Below are 19348 nucleotides of genomic sequence, written 5' to 3' on the forward strand. Positions count from 1 at the left end.
GTGAACGCAGACCTTGCGCAGTGGCGAGCACGAGGAAAGTTCTTCGACTACCTCGGCTTCGACGTGTTCTACCGCTGCGAGGGACAGGGACCCACGCTGCTGCTGGTACACGGCTACCCGTTCAACAGCTATGACTGGGCCGCACTCTGGCCCGCGCTGACGGCGCGGTTCCGCGTCGTCGCGCCGGACATGATGGGCATGGGTTTCTCCGCCAAGCCGTCGGCCTATCGCTACTCGGTGCACGACCACGCCGACATGCACGAGGCGCTGCTGGCCGATCTCGGCGTGCGGTCGGCTCACGTCTTGGCCCATGACCTGGGCGACTCGGTGGCCCAGGAGTTGTTGGCGCGCAACGTGTTCGACGAGCAGGCCGACGGCGCCTGGACCATCGAGTCGATCACCTGGCTGAACGGCGGACTGTTCGCCGAGGCCTACACACCCCGCGTGATGCAGAAGCTGATGTCGGGAACGCCGCTCGGCGACTTGATGAGTCCGCTCCAGGGCAGTGCGCTCTCGCGCCGCATCCTGGAGCCGACCATCAACGAGATGTTCGGACCGAACACCACACCGACGCGCGAGATGATGCAGACCTTCCATCAGATCCTGGAGTACAACGACGGCAAGCGGGTGCTGCACAAGGTCGGCGGGTTCCTCGACGACCGCCGCACACACCGGCAACCGCTGGGTGCGCGCGATGCGAGAGACCTCGGTGCCGATGCGATTGATCGACGGACCCGTCGATCCGAACTCCGGCGCGCACATGGCCCGTCGCTACGCCGAGGTCGTCCCCGACGCCGACGTGGTGATGCTCGCCGACGACATCGGACACTGGCCGCAGATCGAGGCACCCGAGGCGGTGCTGCGGCATTTCCTCGACCACGTCGAGGGCGTCATGGCGAGTCGGTAGGCGCGTTCGTCAACGCCGCGGTCAGCACCGGCACCGTCAGCTCGCGCTGCCAGGGTCGGGCGGCCGTCGACTCGAGGAACGTTTCCACCGCGGCCGCCGTCTCGTCCGCGTCTCCCATGGCGACCCAGTCCCAGCAGAGCCGTCGCACGATGTCAGGGGAGAGCAGGTTCTCCGGTGGCACGGAAACCCGTTGAGCCAGTTCGGTCATGGCGGCGCGCGCCGCCTCGAGACGGGCCGCGGCCTCGGGTTTGCGGCGGGCCCATCGTGACGCGGGTGGCGGGCCGTTGGAGGGCTCCTGCGACGACGGCGGATCGGCGCTGCGGGCCCGTGCCAACGCATCGAGCCAGACGCCGGCGTTGCGCCGCTGCCGGGCCCCGCCGAAGATCGGGAGCGCAGTGAGCTTCTCGACCGTGTCGGGGTCGGCGGTGGCCGCATTGACGATCGCGCTGTCGGGCAGGATGCGGCCCGGGGCGATGTCACGGCGGCGGGCGATCTGGTCGCGGGTCAGCCACAGTTCGCGCACCGCGGCCAGTGCCCGCGGATCGCGGACCTTGTGGATTCCGGAGGTGCGCCGCCAGCGGTCGCGTCGGGTCGGTGCGCTCTCGGCTGTCCGCAGATACTCGAACTCCTGCCTGGCCCAGTCGTCTTTGCCGTGCGCGGTGAGCTGCTCGTCGATCGCGTCGCGCAACTCGATCAACACCTCGACGTCGAGGGCGGCGTAGTTCAACCAGTCGTCGGGCAGTGGCCGCTTCGACCAGTCCGCGGCGCCGTGCCCCTTGGTCAGGGCCAGGCCGAGCAGTTGCTGCACCATCGAGGCGAGGTTCACCCGCTCGAGGTTGGCCAGCCGCCCCGCGAGTTCCGTGTCGTACAGCGACGGGGGCTGCAATCCGATCTCGGCCAGGCAGGGCAGATCCTGATCGGCGGCATGCAGGATCCACTGGTCCTCGGAGAGCACCTGTGCCACCGGGGCGAGCACGTCGACCGAATCCCCGCCGTGGCTGACGGGATCGATCAGCACCGTGCCCGCGCCCGCGCGCCGGATCTGCACCAGATACGCGCGGTTGGAGTACCGGAAGCCCGACGCACGCTCGGCATCGACGGCAAACGCGCCGGAGCCGGATGCGAGAAGGTCTGCGGCGCGGGCGATTTCGCTGCGGCTGGCGGAGACGTCCGGGACTCCCTCGCGGGGGCTCAGCAGCGGTGTGGCAGACGCTTCGGTGTCCGGCGGGAGGTCGCCGGTGTCGGGTTCGGCCATCGAATCAGGCGCGAGTGCGCGAACCCAGGTCGGTCACCCCGGCCGGCGGCAGGCCTGCGGCGTGTTCGAGCACCTCGCAGAACGCCTCGACGTGCGGCCCCAGCTCCAGGTTGGTGGCGGTCCACGAGGCGCGCAGCTCCAGTTGGTGGGCCCGCGGTGGCCCGGAGATGTCGCCGTACCGCACCGACGTCGTCGCGGTGACGGTGCCGCCGAGAGCGGTGTACTCATCAGCTCGCTCGGCGAGTGCCTCCACCAGCCAGCTCCACGCCACCTCGGGCAGCAGCGGGTCGACGGCCTCGGTGGAATCCAGGTCGGCCTGGATGTAGGCGACCAGCCGCATCGTGCCGTCCCATGCGTCGGCGCCCTCGGGATCGTGCAGCAGAATGAGCCGGCCGAAGGCGTCGCCGTCGGAGCGCTCCGGGATGACCGCCGCGTCGGCGTGCTTGACCTCGGCGCCCAGGGCGTAGCTGAAGGGGGCGAGGCGCTGCGGAGGCCGGATCGGGCCCAGCTCGATCTCCTGCCGCACGGTGGTGGCGTTCATCGCCGCCACCGCTTCACGGAATTGAGCCGGTTCGGCGGAGGTCACGCCGATCGACGCTAGTCCATTTTCACAGGTCTGTGGTCATGGCGCGCCGATTCGGGGCGCACCGGGCATGGCAGCATGGGCAGCGATGAACACGCGCCGCGAGCTGCCCGAATCGCCCTACCTGGCTGCCGTCGCCGGCCGCAAACCTCACCGCACGCCGGTGTGGATGATGCGGCAGGCCGGTCGATCGCTGCCCGAATACCGGGCTCTGCGGGCCAAGAACACCATGATGGATGCCTGCTTCGACGCCGACCTGATCACCGAGATCACCCTGCAGCCGGTGCGGCGTCACGACGTCGACGCGGCAATCCTGTTCTCCGACATCGTCGTCCCGCTGCGCGCGGCAGGTATCGGACTCGACATCGTGCCCGACGTGGGCCCGGTGATCGAGCGCCCGATCCGCACCCGGGCCGACGTCGGGACCATCACCGCTCTGGACGCCGATCAGGTGGCGCCGGTGGCGACCGCGGTGGGTCGGTTGACCGGCGAACTGGGGGAGGTGCCGCTGATCGGGTTCGCCGGAGCCCCGTTCACTCTGGCGTCCTATCTCGTCGAAGGCGGTCCGAGCCGCAACCACGAGCACACCAAGGCGATGATGCTCGGTGAGACCGGCACCTGGCACGCTCTGATGGAAGCCCTCACCGAGGTCACGATCGCGTTCCTGCGCACCCAGATCGAGGCCGGGGTGGATGCGATCCAGGTCTTCGACTCATGGGCGGGCACGCTGTCGCTCGTCGACTACCGCACCTACGTGCTGCCCCACAGCGCCCGCGTCTTCGCGGCGCTGGCGGCCTACGGGGTGCCGATGACGCACTTCGGCGTCGGTACGGCCGAACTGCTCGGCGCCATGTCGGAGGCCGTCGTCGGACACGGTGTGCCCGCGGTCGTGGGGGTGGACTGGCGAACCTCGCTCGCCGATGCCGCTGCTCGGGTGCAGCGGGGTGTCGCACTGCAGGGCAACCTCGATCCGGTGGTGCTGCTGGCCGGCAGGCCGGTGGTGGAGCGTGCGGTGCGTGCGGTGATCGACGACGGACGTCGCGCGGTCGACGCCGGCGCCGTCGGGCACGTCTTCAACCTCGGGCACGGGGTGTTGCCTGCCACCGACCCCGACGTCATCACCGAGGCCGTGGCGCTGGTGCACCAGCTGTGACAACGTATTGCGTTGTCGGGGGCGGCATTTCGGGCTTGGTCGCGGCCTATCGGCTGCGTGTGGCGGCCGGCCCGGATGCGTCGATCACGGTGCTGGACCCGGCGGACCGGCTCGGTGGCGTGCTGCGCACCGAACGCATCGGCGGTCAGCTGATCGACGTCGGGGCGGAAGCTTTCGTGACCCGCCGCCCCGAGGTCCCCGCACTACTGGGGGAGCTGGGCCTGTCGGGCAGGCAGCTGACCACCACCGGGGTCCGTCCGCTGATCTACAGCGAAGGCCGACTGCACCCCCTGCCGCAGCACACCGTCAACGGCATCCCGACACGACCGGCCTCGCTGACCGGGCTGGTCGACGATGCCACGATCCGGTGGATGCTCGACGAGCCCCGCCGTCCGCTGTCCTGGACCCCCGGCGCCGACCCGACCGTCGCTGACCTGGTCGGCGACCGCTTCGGGGAGCAGGTGGTGGTGCGGTCGGTCGACCCTCTGCTCGGCGGGGTCTATTCCGGCTCGGCCGCGACGATCGGGTTGCGTACGGCCGCCCCGACGGTGGCGACGGCCCTGGACCGCGGCGCACGCAGCCTGACCGAGGCCGTCACTGCCGCGCTGCCGCCACCGCAGCCGGGATCGGTGTTCGGCGCGATCGACGGCGGCTATGCCGTGTTGATCGACGAACTGGTGCGCCGGTCACGCATCACCTGGGCGCAGGTGGCGGTCCGCGGTGTCCGGCCGGCGACCGCGGGCTGGGAGGTGCTCGACGACGAGGGGACGCGCTGGCCGGCCGAGGCGGTGGTGCTGGCGGTGCCCGCGCCACGAGTGCCTGCCCTGCTCGGTGACGTCGCGCCGCGCACCGTCGCGGCGGCCCGCCGCATCGAGGTGGCCTCGGCGGCGGTGGTCGCGCTCGCGCTGCCGGGCGGTACGCCGCTGCCGGAGCAGTCCGGTGTGCTGGTCGCCGGTCGCAGCCGTCTGCACACCAAGGCGGTGACGCTGTCGTCGCGCAAGTGGGGCCGGCGCGGCAGCGTCGAGATGGTGCGGCTGTCCTACGGCCGGTTCGGTGACGATCTGGCCCGGCGGGCCGGCGACGAGGAGTTGCTCACGTGGGCCGAGCAGGACCTGGCGACCCTGTTCGGCATCACCGTGACCCCGGAGGACAGCAAGGTGGTGCGGTGGCTCGACGCGATGCCGCAGTACGGACCGCGGCACGCCGACCTGGTCGCCGAGTTGCGTGCCGGGTTGCCCCCGGGGCTCGTTGTGGCCGGTGCTTATCTCGACGGGATCGGGGTGCCGGCCTGCGTGGCAGCGGCGACCAGGGCGGTCGCTGCCATCGCAGCACGGTAGAGACCCCGTGGCACGATAGATGACATGGCCAAGCTCGACTTCGACGCGATCAACTCCACCCTCCGCTACCTGATGTTCTCCGTGTACGCCGTCACGCCCGGGGTGCTGGCCGACGGTGACGACGCGCGGGCGGCCGTCGTGGACGAGACCGAGGCGTTCCTCAAGCAGCAGCAGGACAACGGCGTCGTCGTGCGGGGGATCTACGACGTCGCCGGCATGCGGGCCGACGCCGACTTCATGATGTGGACGCACGCCGACAACGTGGAAGCGCTGCAGGCCACCTACTCCGACTTCCGTCGCACCACCACACTGGGCCGGGCCTCGACGCCTGTGTGGAGCAATGTCGCGCTGCACCGGCCGGCGGAGTTCAACAAGAGCCACGTTCCGGCCTTCATGGCCGGAGAAGAACCGGGCGCCTACATCTGCGTCTATCCGTTCGTCAGGTCTCTGGAGTGGTATCTGCTGCCCGACGAGGAGCGTCGCCGCATGCTCGCCGAGCACGGCATGGCCGCCCGCGGCTACAAGGACGTGCGGGCCAACACGGTGCCGGCCTTCGCGTTGGGTGACTACGAGTGGCTGTTGGCTTTCGAGGCCCCGGAGTTGCACCGCATCGTCGACCTGATGCGTGACCTGCGGGCCACCGACGCTCGTCGCCACGTCCGGGAGGAGACCCCGTTCTACACCGGGCCCCGTGTGTCGGTCGAGCGCCTTGTCAATTCTTTGCCGTGATTGTTGCTGGCGATGAAAAATTCGCACGAAGCCACATGAATTCTGCAAATTATTGACATCAGCGTCGGTCGACGTCGAAGGGCCATAAGACCTTTATTTGTCGGGAAAGTGCCGTGTCAGCAAACGACTGTTGGCCCCGCTGATCTTGTTTTGCCACAGACCGCCGATTGCTAGTATCCCTTCATGCCGAAAACGAGGGGGTGGCGGCGGGCGCTCTGATCGCCGGTGCCCCTACGGCGCATGGTTGTGGTCCGGGTGGGGCGGCACGACCCTCATCCGCATCGTCGACGACGTGGGTCTCGCGGTGTTCGCTGCGATCGCCGCCGGCTGCGCCGCATGGGCCGCGATCTCCCTGCGTGGTTCCGACCGCGCGGCGTGGGCGTTCATGGCGGCCGGTCTGACCGGGTGGGCCGCCGGTGAAGTGGTGTGGTCGTATTTCGACCTCGTCGTCGGTACCGATTCCTCACCGTCCTGGGCAGATGCGGGGTATCTGTCGTTCCTGGCCGGTGCGGGGTTGTGTCTGATCGCGATGCTGACCGCGGCGCCACCGAGCGCCCAGCTGCGGGTGGTCATCGACGGGGTCATCGTCGCGGCCGCGATCTTCGGTGCCGTCTGGGTGATCTGGCTGGGGACGGTCTACGCCGCGCAGCGCAATGATGTCCCGGCCGTCGCCGTGGCCCTGTCCTACCCGGTGACCGACATAGCACTCGTGACCATCGCAGGAGTGATGCTGCTGCGGGCACCCGCGGTGCGCCGCGGACAGATGGCCCTGCTGACCGCGGGCCTGGTCGGTATCTCGTTCTCCGATGTGGCGTTCGCCTATCTGACCGCGACGGACTCCTACAGCGGGCAGCACCATCTGTCGTCCGGCTGGGCGACGGGTTTCCTGCTGATCGCCGCCGCAGCGCTGCGCGCCCGGCAGGTCGGCTCCGAGGGGTCGAGCGCACAGCCGCCGGCGGTGTCGGGCTGGCTGCCGTACGTACCGGTGCTGCTGTCGGCGGTGCTGTGCACCCCGGTGCTGATCGCCGGGATGGGGCCGGTGTTCGTGGCGGTCGCCGTGATCGTGATCGCGGTGACCGTCCGGCAGTTCGTCATCCTCGGGGAGAACCGAAGGCTGCGCGCCGACCTCGCCGGCAGGCGCGACGCCGGCCCACCACCGATTCTGGGTGAGCTGCAGCGTGCGATCGACCACGGCGAACTCCGTGTCGTGTACCAGCCGCAGTACGACCTGTTCACCGGAGAGATCATCGGCGCCGAGGCGCTCGTCCGCTGGCCGCATCCGCGCCGAGGGCTGCTCAACCCCGACCAGTTCCTGCCGCTGGTGAATCAATGCGATCTGATGATCTCGCTGACCACGGCGGTGCTGGAGCTGGCCCTCGGAGACGCGGCGATGTGGCACCGCAGGGGCTTCCGAATCCCGGTCGCGGTGAACGTGTTCGCACCTGTCATCAGCGATCCCGCGCTGAGTGCGGGCATCGCCGACGCGCTGCGCCGGCACCGGCTCTCACCGGATGCGCTCACCGTGGAGATCACCGAGGACAGGTTGCTGGCCGACATGCCGGGCACACGGTCGGCTCTCAATCGACTGCGCGCCAGCGGCGTTGAGGTCGCGCTCGACGATTTCGGCAGCGGATACTCGGCGCTGTGGTACCTGCGTGACTTTCCCGTCGACCAGGTCAAGCTGGACCGGGAGTTCATCGCACCGATCCTGACGCACGGGCCGTCGGCGACCATCGTGCGCGCGGTGATAGAGATGACGCATGCGCTCGGCCACACCCCGGTGGCCGAGGGAGTGGAAAGCGCCGAGATCGCAGACCGGTTACGGCAGTACGGTTGCCGGGTGGCGCAGGGGTTCTACTTCAGCCGGCCGATGCCGGGCGACGAGATGCTGGCGTTGCTCGAGGCGCAGCGCCGCGAACCGACGCTGACGCCAGAACCTCACTGAGCGGTGGGCACCAGCCTCAGCGAGATCGAATTGATGCAGTACCGCTGATCGGTCGGGGTCGGGTACCCCTCGCCCTCGAACACGTGCCCGAGATGGCTGTGGCAGTTGGCGCACAGCACCTCGACGCGGTGCATGCCCAGCGAATCGTCGGACCGCAGGATCACCGCGTCGGAATCGGCGGGGTCGAAGAACGACGGCCAGCCGCAATGGGATTCGAACTTCTCGGTGCTGCGGAACAGTTCGGCGCCGCAGGCCCGGCACTGGTAGACCCCTTCGGTCTTCGTGTCGGTGTACTCGCCGGTGAACGGACGCTCGGTGCCGGCACGGCGCAGCACGGCGAACTCGTCGGCGCTCAGCCGCTCGCGCCACTGGTCGTCGGTCAGCTGCAGCTTGGGACCTGTCATGACGCCAGGCTACTCGGCGGCACGGCTGACGGGTCGGCCGTCGCCGGCCATCCAGGGCGGGTCGATCCCGTCGGCCAGCCGGCCCTCGCGGCGGGCGTCGAGGTAGCGGAACAGCAACACGCAGAACACCACGATCACCATCAGCGACCAGCCGTAGGTGATCTTGAGGTACTCCAGGGCGCGTCCGGTCGACGGGAGCTGCCACAGCAGCCAGCGGTCCATGGTCAAGAACCCGTACGTGGCCAGCCAGGCGACCCAGTTGCGCAGCACCGAGTTCGGCAGCACGACCGTCATCAAGAACGGGAACAGCGCGATCGAGTAGTAGCCCTGACCGAGCGAGAGCACCAGCCACGAGGTGACCAGCAGGACGCCCGAGGACGTCAGCATCCAGAAGAACTGGTCCCGGGTGCGGTAGTACCGGTACAGCAGCCACAGCGCCGCCGCGCCGAGTGCGGCGAACACGATGCGCAGCGCCAAGATCAGCCACGTCGGCAGACCGAAGTAGAGACCGTTACCCAAAATGGAGCTGTTGAAATAGTCGCGGGTGGAGAAGATGTAGGGCACCGTGCGGGTGATGAAGCTCATCGGGTCCGAGATCAGCGGCCAGGCAGCGAGATTGAACACCACCGGCACAGCGATCGCGGTCACCAGGACCCGCCACTGCCGGTTGAGCACCGGCAGCAGCAGCAACGGGGCGAGCAGGGGTTTGACCACCAGCGTGAGCCCGATGCTCACCCCGGCCCACCACTCGTGGCTGCGGTTGCCGTCCAGCAGCCAGCGGAAGAACAGCACCTCGAGCAGCAGCATGACGCCGTTGATGTTCCCGAACACCAGGGTGTTGGTCACGGACTCGGTGCAGAACATCGCCAGCAGCAGCGCGGGTGCGGCGACCGAGCTCAACGTGAAGCCGAACAGGCGCAGCAGGAAATAGCCGGCCAGGATGATGGCCACGGTGTTGAAGAAGATGAACCAGTTGCGCGAGGCCACCTCGGGCAGATAGCCGAAGGGCGCCATGATCAGCGTGCCGCCGGGCGGGTACAGGTAGTGCGGATCGACGTAGTCGAAGTGCTCGTTGTAGATGTCCCAGCCGAACTTGAAGTTGATGACGGCGCGGTAGACCGGGGCGAAATCGTCGGTGATGTAGCGGTTGAACACCAGCACGTAGCTGCGATGGATGACCGACAGGATCGCCAGCGGCCACAGGACCGAACGCACGACGGCGGCGGTGGTGGGCGGGGAGGTGCGGGGCCTGAACGCTTTCATCACAAGATCACGCACGTCAGGCACCGTACCGTAGCGGCAGGTAGCCGAGTCGTCAGGCCGGGCAGTACGTGTCGGTGGCGGGTAGCGCGCCGCTGTCGAGATAACCGAGCACCGGGGGCAGCGCACACGCCGAATAGATCGTCGCGCCGTGGCCGACGCCCTGCCACATGACCCGCTTGTTCGTCGACCCGGCGTTGATCGCGGTCGCCGCGACGGCGGCGACGCCCTCGTTGCCGACGATGGGGTCGTTCTGCACTCCCAGCAGCAGCGTCGGCGTGGTCAGACCCTGCGGTTCCTTGGGCGCGGTGCCACTGGGCCAGTTCAGGCACTTGACCATGTCCAGCGCGCCGACGGTGCCGAACTGCGGGTAGCGCTTGCCCCATTCGACGACGAGTTCGCGGACCCGGTCGGGGGTGGGACGGTTCAACGCGTCGCTGCAGGAGTTGACGAACTGTCCGTCGGTCTGGCGCAGCGTCTCGGCGGTGTTGATCAGGTTGTTGATCCGGTTGGTGTCGCCGGCGTTGGCGTCGGCGATCGCCTGCGCGAGGTCCCGGCCCGCGTCCACGCGATTGCCCTGCGGGAAGGCCAACGCGGTGGAGATCGCGGCGGCGACCGCGGCCACCGACGCCCCTCCCGGCCCGTTCCCGGCACGCGCCGCGTCCAACAGGGTGTCGACGGCGCTCTTGGGATCGGGCAGCGGGCAGTCACTGGCCGCACACTGGGCGGCCCACGCGTCCAGCGCGGCCTGCTCGCCCTTGACGCGCTGTTCGGTCGCGGCTTCGGCGCCGATGCCCAGCGGCAGGGGCGAATCCAGGATCAGGCGGGCGACCTTGTTGGGATGCGAACCGGCGTAGGCGAGTGCGACCTGCGCGCCGTTGCCGACGCCGAGGAGGGCGAGCGCGGGCACGTCCCACGTGGTGCGCAGGCGCTCGAGGTCCTCGGCGGCGTGGGCGTTGTCGTAGGCCGAATCGCCGGGGGCGATCGTGTCGGTGCAGCTGGTGGTCGCGGTCATCGTGATCGCGCCGAGGTTGGCGACCGGGTCATCGCCCGACTGGAACTGGGCCTGCTCGAACATCTCCTGGCGGTCGAACACGTCCCGGCAGTCCAGGGCGCCCGACATGCCGATGCCGCGCCGGTCGACCGCGACGACGGGGTGTTTGGCCAGCACGTCGGTGCCCGCGCCTGCCAGCCACGCCGGCAGTTGCACCGAGGACGGCAGATCGGAGCCGGTCGTCATCACCAGCGGACCCGCATCGGCGGGCGTCTGCGCCGAACGGGCGCGCACCACGCCGATGCTGACCGAACCGGTGGCCCCGGCGATCGGGTCGAGGTCGGCGTCGTAGCTCGCGCAGTCCAGCGTCACACCGGCCGGCGGTGCGACCGCGGCGGCGCTGAACACCCGCGACGTGCAGTCCCGCCACGACAGCTCGTTCTTGGGCACCTCGATGGCGGGCGGCCCGGACGGCTTCTCGCTGGTCGTGACGGCCCCCTGCGGGCGGGCACCGGAATCGGTGGCGTACCGCGGGTTGGCGGCCAGCCCGGGGGAGCACGCGGTGAGCAACGACACCGTCACCGCAAGAACTGCCGGCACCGATCGACGCATGCCGACCACAGTACTGATGGCGCTCACCGGTCCCGGGTTGCGCGGGCGTACCGCAGGAACAGGTACCCGTCGTCGTCGCCGAGCACCTGCTGCAGGCGCAACCGGGTCCGGTCGTCGTCCTCTCCGGTGACGATGCGCCCCGCCGCGCCGCCGACGAGCACGGGTGCGACGGTCAGACACAACTCGTCGAGCAGGTCGTCGGAGATCAGCCGCCCGAGGATCCCGGGTCCGCCTTCGGCGAGCACCCGGCCCAGTCCGCGGTCGGCCAGCACGCTCACCGCCCGCGCCAGCTCCAGAGATTCCGGATCCGGGCCGGACACGTCGATCACCTCGGCCTTGTCACCGAGCGCGCGCCGCGTCTCGGGTGCGGCGGCTGCGCTGGTGAACACGATGGGCGGCACCTCGGTGTGACCGAACACGGCCGCGTCGGGGTCGACCGAGCCGGATCGGGTGAGCATGGCGATCGGCGGGACGGCGGCCTGCCCGCGGGCTTCCCGGGCGGCGCGCTGCTCGGTGGTGGGTGAGGCCCCGGAATAGTCCTCGGCACGCACCGTCGCCGCGCCGACGAGGATCACGTCGGCCAGCTCGCGCAGCACCGAGAACAGGGCCTTGTCACCGTCGCCGCCGAGGCCCCCGGACTTTCCCGCGGTGGTGGCTCCGCCGTCGGCGGAGGCGATCATGTTGGCTCGCACCCATCGTTCGGCGGGGTAGGCGTACCGGTCGCTCAGCTGCGCACGGTCGATCGTCTCGGCCGTGCCGAGCACTGTGAACTGCGTCCCGTCCGCGTGGTCGCCCATACGCAGAATCTCAACACGCCGATAGGGTGCCTGCATGCACGGGTCCAGCATCAGGTCCAACCTCGAATCCGGTGAGGTCGCGCACCTGACCGATCGGCGTCCCAGCGTCACCCCGGAGAGGTTGGTCGCTCAGCTGGTCCCGCCGCCCACGTTCGCCGATGTCAGCTTCGACACGTATCGGCCTGATCCGAGCGAGCCGACGCAGGCGGCCGCGGTGCAGACCTGCCGTCAGTTCTGCGAGCAGGCGGTGCAGCGGCGTGCGGGCAAGAAGAAGCTGTTCGGCAAGCGGGAGGTGCTCCCCGGCGTGGGCGTGTATCTCGACGGCGGCTTCGGCGTCGGCAAGACCCACCTGCTGGCGTCGTCGTACTACGCGGTCGAGGGGCAGAAGGCCTTCGCGACGTTCGGCGAGTTGACCCAGCTTGCAGGGGTTTTCGGGTTCGTCGAATGCATCGATCTGCTCGCCGACTACACCCTGCTGTGCATCGACGAGTTCGAGCTCGACGATCCGGGCAACACCACGCTGATCTCTCGGCTGCTCTCCGCGCTGGTCGAGAAAGGGGTGTCGGTGGCGGCGACATCGAACACGCTGCCCGAGCAGCTCGGCGAGGGACGGTTCGCCGCGCAGGACTTCCTGCGCGAAATCAACACGCTCGCAGCGATGTTCACGACGGTGCGGATCGAGGGCCCGGACTACCGGCACCGCGATCTGCCGCCTGCACCCGAGCCGCCCGGCGACGCGGAGGTGGCGGAGCGCGCCGCGGCGGTGCCGGGTGCGACGCTCGACGACTTCGATGCGCTGTGCGCGCATCTGGCGACCATGCATCCCTCGCGCTACCTGACGCTGATCGAGGGCGTGACCGAGGTGTTCCTGACGGGCGTGCATCCGTTGGACGACCAGAACGTGGCGCTGCGGTTGGTGTCGCTGACCGACCGCCTGTACGACGCCGGGGTTCCGGTGGTCGCATCCGGGGCCAAGCTCGACACCGTGTTCAGCGAGGAGATGCTGGCCGGCGGTTTCCGCAAGAAGTACCTGCGCGCGACGTCGCGGCTGCTCGCGCTGACCGCGGCGGGTCAGACGGGGCGCACCATCACGTAGTCCTCTTCGAGGTGTCCGCCCACCCGGAACGTCTTCGTACCGGTGACCTCGAAACCGTGCTTTCGGTAGAAGCGTTGTGCGCGAACATTCTTCTGATTGACGCCGAGCCACACCGAGGCCGCGGACACGGTGGCGGCGTGCTGCAGCGCGGCCGACATCAGCGCCGCCGACGCACCGGCGCCATGCGCGTCGGGCAGCACGTACATCTTCGACAGTTCCACCGTGGGGCGGGCGGTCACCGCGGCGGCCACATCGGGATCCTCGGGCAACCCGGCGATCAGCATCGCGTAGCCGATCATCTGGTCGCCCTCGAGCGCGGTGAACACCACGCGGTCGGGGTCGCGCAGGTAGCCGGCGAATCGGTCGGCGGTCAGGTTCTCGGCGACGAAGGCGGCCACGTCATCCGGTGTGCACGACGGGGGACAGGCGAGGGGAAAGGTGCGCGCTGCGACGTCGGCGAGTTCGTCGACCCGGGCGGCGTCGGCGGGCGTTATCCGAAGGCTCAGCTGACGTTCCACTGAGCCAGGCGGACGCCGGTGATCCTGTCGATCAGCACGACGTTGGACACCAGGTCGCGGTAGCAGTCCCACCACACGCCGCCGGTGAAGGTGCGACCGACCTGGGCGTCCTGCATACCGTACTGCAGCGCGTCGGGGGCGTCGCTGTTGCGGGGCTCATACGCGTCACCGGTCGGGGTCACCCCGCGGAATCCGTAGGTGATGGCCATCGCGTAGGGCGTGGGCAGCTTGACCGGGGTGATCGTGACGTCGGCCCGGTACACCTGGTAGCGCGGGGCGCGCGGCGGATAACCGAATCCCGGCGGCACCGGAGAGGGGTTGATCCCGAGGACGGCGACATCGGCGACCAGGCCCTTGAACTCGACGCGCAGCGTTTCACCCAGCCGGCCGATCGGGATCACGGCGGCACCCGCGGGCGGCGCGAGGACGCCTCCCAGCATGGCCATGGTGGCGGCGAGCACGATGACGAGCCAGCGTCGCATGTCCGGTCCCCTCGTAGACGTCCTGGCATGATCGCACACCGGCCGAGGCCGTCGGCCGGATACGCCGCTCACTGCTGAGTGAACGCCTCCAGCGCCGCGCGCAGGTCACCCTCGAACCGCCCGATGTCGACGCCGAGACGGTGCAGCACGCCGTCGTCGTCCTCCTCGTCGTAGAGCGCGAGCAGGAGGTGTTCGGTGCCGATGTAGTTGTGGCCGAGGCGCAGTGCCTGCCGGAACGTGAGCTCGAGCGCCTTCCTGGCGCGGGCGTCGAACGGGATCAGCGCCGGCACCGCGTCGACGGATGCGGGCAGGGTGATCGCCGTGGCGGCCGTCTCGCCGTCGACCCCCTGGTCGGCGAGGAGGCGGGCCGCGAGCCCGGTCCGGTCGGCGAAGAGGCCGAGGACGAGGTGTGCGGGACCGATCTCGGCATTGCGGGCGGAGTGCGCACGGTTCTGCGCTTCGACGATCACGGCGCGGGCGCGCGGGGTGAAGCGCTGGAAGCCGGCGTTCGGGTCCATCGCCGCGGCGTCGGTCGGCGTCTTGGGCACGAACCGCTTCTGCGCAGCCTGCTTGGTCACGCCCATGCATTTGCCGATGTCCGTCCAGGAGGCACCCGACCGGCGCGCCTGGTCCACGAAGTGACCGATCAGATGGTCGGCGACCTCGCCGAGCGCCTCGGCGGCGAGCACCGCGTCGGTCAGCTGATCGAGCGGCTGATCGTGGACACGAGTGATCGCGTCGATGAGGTCGTCGAGGCGGACGGGGTGGGTGATGCGGGCAGTGGGCGCGTCGGGCATGCGTCAACCCTAGGTTGACGAGCGGGATGCGTCAACCCTGGGTTGACCGTGGGTATCCGCGCCGGACGGTGCGGTCGAGGATGCCGAGCGTGCCCCGCAGCGCCAGCTCCGACACCACGGGGAAGATCCCGGCCTCGCGCCACTGCTGATCGATCCCCGACCAGTCGTAGAACGAGGTGACCAGCGTGTCCGGCCCGCTCGGCTCCAACCGATAGCCGTAGACATGGCCGATCTGGGGGCGGATCTGACCGAGGATGGTCCAGGCGATGAGCCTGTCCTGCTCGTACTCGGTGATCTCCACGGTGACGTCGTAGCGGCCCATGGGGAAGTCGTTGAGCGCCTCCCGGTCCATGTGGACGACGAAGGAGTCGCCGACGGCCCGCACGGGTTCGCCGTCCGCGTCCTGCAGCATTCCGGTGGCATCGATGGCCACGTGGCCTTGAGGGTCACACAGCACGGCGAAAACGGCGTCGGGAGCTGCGGCGATGGTGCGGGTCACTTCGATGCGATCGGTCATGGGTCGATCGTGGCATGCAGTGGTGTGAATCACTGAGAAGTTTCGTTTCAGCGGAAGTCCGGGAAACCGAACGGATGCGCCCTGATGAGAAGACCAAGACCCAGCACCCGCGGATGCTGCGCCGTGCGCTGGACTTCATCCACGAGAACGCGCAGTACGACATCACCATCCGCGACATCTCGGCGGCAGCCGATGTGACTCCGCGAGCGATCCAGTACGCGTTCCGCGAGCATGTGGGCGTCACGCCGCTGGAGTACCTGCGCAGGATTCGTCTGGAACGGGCGCACCTGGAGCTCAAATCCGCCGATCCGGCGCGCGACACCGTCACCTCGATCGCCGGCCGGTGCGGCTTCACCCATCCCGGCCGATTCAGCAGCGCCTACAAAGAGATCTTCGGCACCGAGCCGAGTCGCACGCTGCGCAGCTCCGCTAGTTGATCGGGGTGAAACCTTCACGGTTGTAGATGCCGGCCTGCCACCCCTGGTCGCCCATGCACACCAGTGGGCGCCCATCGGGTGCTTGAGCGGCCGATTGCGGGTTGGGGCACGGCGCGCCGATGTCCTGCACACCCTTGAGGTCATAGGTGATCTGCCAGAAACCGGTGTAGACCGGCGGCCATTGATTCGGTATCCACCGGCACTGCAGCGCTTCGCCGCCGGGGCCGCGCCCGAAGGTGAACCGTTCCATGTTCGTGCACGGCGCGGTCAGGTGGGCGTCGTAGAGCATGCCTGGAACGTCGTTGGCGTAATGACCCGGTTCATCGAAGTAGATGGGGCCGGGTTCGGCTGCGGCCACAGGAGCCATGCCCACCGCGGCCAGGCCGATCAGCGTCGACGCCGCCATCTCGCGAATCATGTCCCACCCTCTGGTCGCCGGTTCGTTGCTGGAGCGCCAACCTTAGCCGGTGGCGCCGCGACGACGCGGGGTTTCGCACTGCCCCGACATGATCTCGGCCCGCCACCTGAGGGGGGTTGGTGGCGGGCCGAGCGTATCGGGGATGTCTTGTCGCAACGTGTTGGTTTCGACGGTAAGAGCCGAACCTGAGAGCGACCTAATAGCAAGGTAGATCTCTGCTACAAAATCGATAACGATCAGGGTGTCAGGAGCCGAGACGGCTCAGTTCCGCATGGGCGTTGCGTTCGACGAACAGCGGGATGAAATCCCGGATGGGGCGGCCCGTGAACCGCGCGTACTCCTGGTGCACCACTGCGGCCACGCGGTCGGGTGCCACGGAGGCGTGGGCATCGGCCAGGCGCTGAGCCAGCTGGTCGATGATCTGCTGCTCACTCAACTCGATCACGAGCCCAGCTTCGTCGGGCGGATAGCTCGTCGTCAATCGGCCGGTGCCACTCTCCGGTGGCTGTGCAGGGACAACGGCGCGAACATGTGGTGAACGTCAAAGAGCTACTTCATCTTCAGCACCCAGGCGGGCACCCAGTGGGTCACGGCCTGCTTGTCTCCGCCGAAGCTCACGTCGTAGGACACCAGCCCCCACCAGCCGCCCTGTTCGCCGAGGCCCCAGCAGGACAGCCGGCCTTCGACGATGGTATCCATCTGTAATCCGTGCGGGTGGTAGCGGCCGGCGCTGTGGGGTTCGCGGGGGAACATCGCGACGAGGTCGACCAAAACGGCGATCGGCGGGTGCACCCTGCGGAACACCGTCCGCAGGGGCTGCCCGCCGTGGCCGATCTGTTGGAGACCCACTGTTCGATCATATGTTCGAACTGCGGGTCGGAAGAAGGGGGCGCTCAGCCCTCGTTGTTGGACTTCGTGATGCCCGGCGTGAAGTTGGGGCCGCACGGCATCTTGATGCCGTGCTGGCTGCACAGGGCGACGCCGCCTTGGATGCCGTCGTAGCTGCTGGGTTTGGGATACGTGCCCTGCTGGTCGACGCCGCTGGAGGCTTGGGAGATGGCGGCACCGCTCAGCGAGGCGGTGAGCATGGCGGCTCCGGTGAGCAGTCCGGCGGTTGCGGTGATGAGGCGGTTGGACATGTCGATCTCCTGGGGTGGTGTCAGCCGGGAGACGGAGACCCGGCGGGTGTGGCGTCGATGATGAGGAGCCAACTTGCGGAGAACCACCCGCATCTGCTGTTGATCGACTGACCGCCGGAACGGGCTTTGGGAAGTTCACAGCGGGGTGTCAGAAATGGCCGGCAGAGTGCCGAGCCGGCGTGAAGCCGACGACGAAATGTGGTGCGCGATACTGGGATTGAACCAGTGACCTCTTCCGTGTCAGGGAAGCGCTCTCCCGCTGAGCTAATCGCGCCGGGAACACCTTGGAGGTGGAGACGGGAATCGAACCCGTGTGCACGGCTTTGCAGGCCGTTGCCTCACCACTCGGCCACTCCACCGCTGGGCTTTGATGCCAGTGCACCTTCGAGCGGATGACGGGATTCGAACCCGCGACCCTCACCTTGGCAAGGTGATGCGCTACCAACTGCGCTACATCCGCGCGCTACGGCCGAGTTCGTCGCCCGTTGCGATGCACGACGATAGTCCACGCAGTTGGGCGTACACAAATCCCCTCCCGTTCCACGCGCGTCCGGGCTCAGAACAGCGTGTATGCCTGGCGGGACAACGTGAATCCGTGCCCGTCGGAGTTCGAGCACCGCATGCCGGACGGTTCGCTCCGGCAACTCATCCCGCCGCCGGCCTGGAACTGGCCGTAGGGGAGGGCGGCGCCACCGCCGAACGTGGTGTCGCCCGCGCAGACGAAGGACGCCGATCCGGTCGCGCGCATCGAGATGCCCTGGCCGTAGCCGGTCATGTCGGGGCAGTCGGCCGGTCGCGACGGAGGAGACCAGTCCCGCGTCTGGATGTCGCAGCGCAGCAGATCGTCGACGATCATGCAGGCGATGTTGCCGCTGGGGGAGCTGAACGACACGTCGTCGGCTGCGGCGGTCGGCGCCAGGGGCACAGCTGTCGTGCTGACGGCGGCGGTCGTCAGCAGAACCCGTCCCCACGACGTCATGCGGCGACACTACCTGTGAACTACCTGGCAGAAGGCCCGAATTCCGGAAGGGGAGGGTGTGCGTGTAATCTTCTGCCTCGTCCGACTCCGTCGGAAAACTCCCGGTCTCGTAGCTCAGTGGGAGAGCGTCCGCCTCACACGCGGAAGGTCGCTGGTTCGAACCCAGCCGGGACCACCACCTTCATTCGTTCGGGCCGATGCCTCGTGCGTCGGGTTTGCGTGACACCTCCTCGGGTAGCGCCCTCATGTCATCCGTTGACAGAAGGGTGGCTCGACATCCGATACGAGGAGCATTCATGCACCACAAAGCACTGTTCGCCGCCTGCGCCGCAGCGGCACTGCCACTGGCCGGCGCGTCCCCTGCCGCGGCCCAGCCCCCGCCGCCGCCGGTTCCCACGGTCATCCCGGTGCTGCCGCTCAACGGCACCGCTGCCACCGGTACCGTCACCCTGACCCCGAACGCCGATGGCAGCCTTCGGATGCAGGTCAACGTGTCCGGGCTCATTCCGAATCAGCCGCACGCTCAACACATCCACGGTGACGCGAGCGGGCGCGATTTCGTGTGCCCCGGCCCGGCGGCCGATGTCGCCCCTGACACGAACGGCGACGGCTTGCTGTCGGCGGTCGAGGCAAAGCCGGCCTACGGTCCCATCTTCATCGCGCTGACGACCTCCGGCGCCACCGACGCGGGCAGTGGTCTCGCACTCGATCGCTTCCCGGTGGCCGACCAGTCGGGCCGGGTGGTCTACGACCGCACCCTGTCGGCACAGGAACTGCCCGAGGGCACGATCGCGCATCTGGCGGATCTGACGTTCGTCGAACATGGCATCGACGTCGACGGCAACGGCAAGTACAACCTGGACACCCGTATCGGTGAGTCACCCTTCGCTCAGGCACAGGGCGTACAGGGAGTGCCCGCCGAAGCCACGTATCCGGCGGGCTGCGGCGCCACCGCGGGGGCGACGAACCCCGCGCCGGCCTCGCGCTGA

General features: G+C 68.7%; 22 protein-coding genes, 4 tRNA genes and 1 pseudogene. 9 read left to right on the top strand and 18 right to left on the bottom strand.

Features of this window, described 5'->3' with window-relative positions:
* Positions 1-907, top strand: a pseudogene (locus ACXYX3_RS10420) (alpha/beta fold hydrolase).
* Here ACXYX3_RS10420 and ACXYX3_RS10425 read toward each other — a convergent pair.
* Together ACXYX3_RS10425 and ACXYX3_RS10430 are read right to left on the bottom strand one after the other, a co-directional pair.
* Complete coding sequence (locus ACXYX3_RS10425) at positions 891-2162, bottom strand: HRDC domain-containing protein (RefSeq protein WP_458611630.1); 1272 nt, start codon at positions 2160-2162, stop codon at positions 891-893. The pseudogene ACXYX3_RS10420 and the gene ACXYX3_RS10425 sit on opposite strands and share 17 nt — an antisense overlap.
* Before the next feature lie 4 nt (positions 2163-2166).
* Complete coding sequence (locus ACXYX3_RS10430; protein ID WP_241207876.1) at positions 2167-2703, bottom strand: DUF3000 domain-containing protein; 537 nt, start codon at positions 2701-2703, stop codon at positions 2167-2169.
* A gap of 130 nt (positions 2704-2833) precedes the next feature.
* Here ACXYX3_RS10430 and hemE point away from each other — a divergent pair, with 130 nt between their 5' ends.
* The 4 genes from hemE to ACXYX3_RS10450 all read left to right on the top strand — a co-directional run bounded on the left by hemE (position 2834) and on the right by ACXYX3_RS10450 (position 7909).
* Entirely contained in the window at positions 2834-3898 is a 1065-nt protein-coding gene (gene hemE / locus ACXYX3_RS10435; protein ID WP_458611631.1) for a uroporphyrinogen decarboxylase, read from the top strand.
* Positions 3895-5235, top strand: a complete 1341-nt coding sequence (locus ACXYX3_RS10440) for a protoporphyrinogen oxidase (RefSeq protein WP_458611632.1) — start codon at positions 3895-3897, stop codon at positions 5233-5235. Before hemE ends, ACXYX3_RS10440 begins: the two co-directional genes overlap by 4 nt.
* Positions 5236-5259: 24 nt before the next feature.
* Entirely contained in the window at positions 5260-5964 is a 705-nt protein-coding gene (gene hemQ / locus ACXYX3_RS10445; RefSeq protein WP_458611633.1) for a hydrogen peroxide-dependent heme synthase, read from the top strand.
* 292 nt (positions 5965-6256) lie between these two features.
* Positions 6257-7909 carry a putative bifunctional diguanylate cyclase/phosphodiesterase gene (locus ACXYX3_RS10450; protein WP_458611634.1) on the top strand — a complete coding sequence of 551 codons (1653 nt, stop codon included), beginning with the start codon at positions 6257-6259 and terminating at the stop codon, positions 7907-7909.
* Here ACXYX3_RS10450 and msrB read toward each other — a convergent pair.
* The 4 genes from msrB to ACXYX3_RS10470 are packed head-to-tail and all read right to left on the bottom strand — an operon-like array spanning position 7903 to position 11976.
* The gene (gene msrB / locus ACXYX3_RS10455; protein ID WP_241207745.1) at positions 7903-8313 is read right to left on the bottom strand and encodes a peptide-methionine (R)-S-oxide reductase MsrB; all 411 of its coding nucleotides are present in this window, start codon (positions 8311-8313) and stop codon (positions 7903-7905) included. The two genes, ACXYX3_RS10450 and msrB, sit on opposite strands and share 7 nt — an antisense overlap.
* Positions 8314-8322: 9 nt before the next feature.
* Positions 8323-9576 carry an arabinofuranan 3-O-arabinosyltransferase gene (aftC, locus tag ACXYX3_RS10460; protein ID WP_458612040.1) on the bottom strand — a complete coding sequence of 418 codons (1254 nt, stop codon included), beginning with the start codon at positions 9574-9576 and terminating at the stop codon, positions 8323-8325.
* Between the two features lie 52 nt (positions 9577-9628).
* Positions 9629-11179, bottom strand: coding sequence for an alpha/beta fold hydrolase (locus ACXYX3_RS10465; RefSeq protein WP_241207744.1), 1551 nt, complete (start codon positions 11177-11179; stop codon positions 9629-9631).
* A gap of 23 nt (positions 11180-11202) precedes the next feature.
* Positions 11203-11976 (bottom strand): pyrimidine reductase family protein, encoded by a 774-nt coding sequence (locus ACXYX3_RS10470; protein WP_458611635.1) that lies wholly within the window; start codon positions 11974-11976, stop codon positions 11203-11205.
* Positions 11977-12010: 34 nt separating this feature from the next.
* Here ACXYX3_RS10470 and zapE point away from each other — a divergent pair, with 34 nt between their 5' ends.
* Positions 12011-13072, top strand: coding sequence for a cell division protein ZapE (zapE, locus tag ACXYX3_RS10475; protein WP_241207742.1), 1062 nt, complete (start codon positions 12011-12013; stop codon positions 13070-13072).
* Here zapE and ACXYX3_RS10480 read toward each other — a convergent pair.
* The 4 genes from ACXYX3_RS10480 to ACXYX3_RS10495 form a co-directional block, all read right to left on the bottom strand.
* Entirely contained in the window at positions 13048-13590 is a 543-nt protein-coding gene (locus ACXYX3_RS10480; protein WP_458611636.1) for a GNAT family N-acetyltransferase, read from the bottom strand. The genes zapE and ACXYX3_RS10480 overlap by 25 nt on opposite strands.
* On the bottom strand, positions 13575-14072 hold the full coding sequence (locus ACXYX3_RS10485) for a hypothetical protein (RefSeq protein WP_458611637.1): 498 nt from the start codon (positions 14070-14072) through the stop codon (positions 13575-13577). Before ACXYX3_RS10485 ends, ACXYX3_RS10480 begins: the two co-directional genes overlap by 16 nt.
* A gap of 68 nt (positions 14073-14140) precedes the next feature.
* On the bottom strand, positions 14141-14869 hold the full coding sequence (locus ACXYX3_RS10490; protein WP_458611638.1) for a Clp protease N-terminal domain-containing protein: 729 nt from the start codon (positions 14867-14869) through the stop codon (positions 14141-14143).
* 31 nt (positions 14870-14900) lie between these two features.
* On the bottom strand, positions 14901-15386 hold the full coding sequence (locus tag ACXYX3_RS10495; RefSeq protein ID WP_458611639.1) for an SRPBCC family protein: 486 nt from the start codon (positions 15384-15386) through the stop codon (positions 14901-14903).
* A gap of 74 nt (positions 15387-15460) precedes the next feature.
* On the opposite strand from ACXYX3_RS10495, the gene ACXYX3_RS10500 reads away from it, so the two are divergent.
* Positions 15461-15823, top strand: a complete 363-nt coding sequence (locus tag ACXYX3_RS10500; protein ID WP_241207737.1) for a helix-turn-helix transcriptional regulator — start codon at positions 15461-15463, stop codon at positions 15821-15823.
* On the opposite strand, the gene ACXYX3_RS10505 is transcribed toward ACXYX3_RS10500, so the two are convergent.
* The 8 genes from ACXYX3_RS10505 to ACXYX3_RS10540 all read right to left on the bottom strand — a co-directional run bounded on the left by ACXYX3_RS10505 (position 15816) and on the right by ACXYX3_RS10540 (position 18359).
* A complete protein-coding gene (locus tag ACXYX3_RS10505; protein WP_458611640.1) occupies positions 15816-16241 on the bottom strand; it encodes a hypothetical protein in 426 nt (141 codons plus the stop codon). The two genes, ACXYX3_RS10500 and ACXYX3_RS10505, sit on opposite strands and share 8 nt — an antisense overlap.
* A gap of 244 nt (positions 16242-16485) precedes the next feature.
* Complete coding sequence (locus ACXYX3_RS10510; RefSeq protein ID WP_241207735.1) at positions 16486-16686, bottom strand: three-helix bundle dimerization domain-containing protein; 201 nt, start codon at positions 16684-16686, stop codon at positions 16486-16488.
* A gap of 104 nt (positions 16687-16790) precedes the next feature.
* Positions 16791-17090, bottom strand: a complete 300-nt coding sequence (locus tag ACXYX3_RS10515; protein ID WP_241207734.1) for a hypothetical protein — start codon at positions 17088-17090, stop codon at positions 16791-16793.
* Positions 17091-17134: 44 nt separating this feature from the next.
* Positions 17135-17473 (bottom strand): hypothetical protein, encoded by a 339-nt coding sequence (locus tag ACXYX3_RS10520; protein ID WP_458611641.1) that lies wholly within the window; start codon positions 17471-17473, stop codon positions 17135-17137.
* Positions 17474-17579: 106 nt separating this feature from the next.
* Positions 17580-17654 (bottom strand) — tRNA-Val (locus ACXYX3_RS10525).
* 11 nt (positions 17655-17665) lie between these two features.
* A tRNA-Cys gene (locus ACXYX3_RS10530) sits at positions 17666-17739 on the bottom strand.
* A gap of 28 nt (positions 17740-17767) precedes the next feature.
* Positions 17768-17840, bottom strand: a tRNA-Gly gene (locus ACXYX3_RS10535).
* 96 nt (positions 17841-17936) lie between these two features.
* Entirely contained in the window at positions 17937-18359 is a 423-nt protein-coding gene (locus tag ACXYX3_RS10540) for a DUF6636 domain-containing protein (RefSeq protein ID WP_458611642.1), read from the bottom strand.
* Positions 18360-18462: 103 nt separating this feature from the next.
* Between ACXYX3_RS10540 and ACXYX3_RS10545 the strand changes: the two genes are divergently transcribed.
* Positions 18463-18537 (top strand) — tRNA-Val (locus ACXYX3_RS10545).
* Positions 18538-18655: 118 nt separating this feature from the next.
* The gene (locus ACXYX3_RS10550; protein WP_241207715.1) at positions 18656-19348 is read left to right on the top strand and encodes a superoxide dismutase family protein; all 693 of its coding nucleotides are present in this window, start codon (positions 18656-18658) and stop codon (positions 19346-19348) included.

This window comes from Mycobacterium sp. Panama NTM2 (assembly GCF_054355555.1).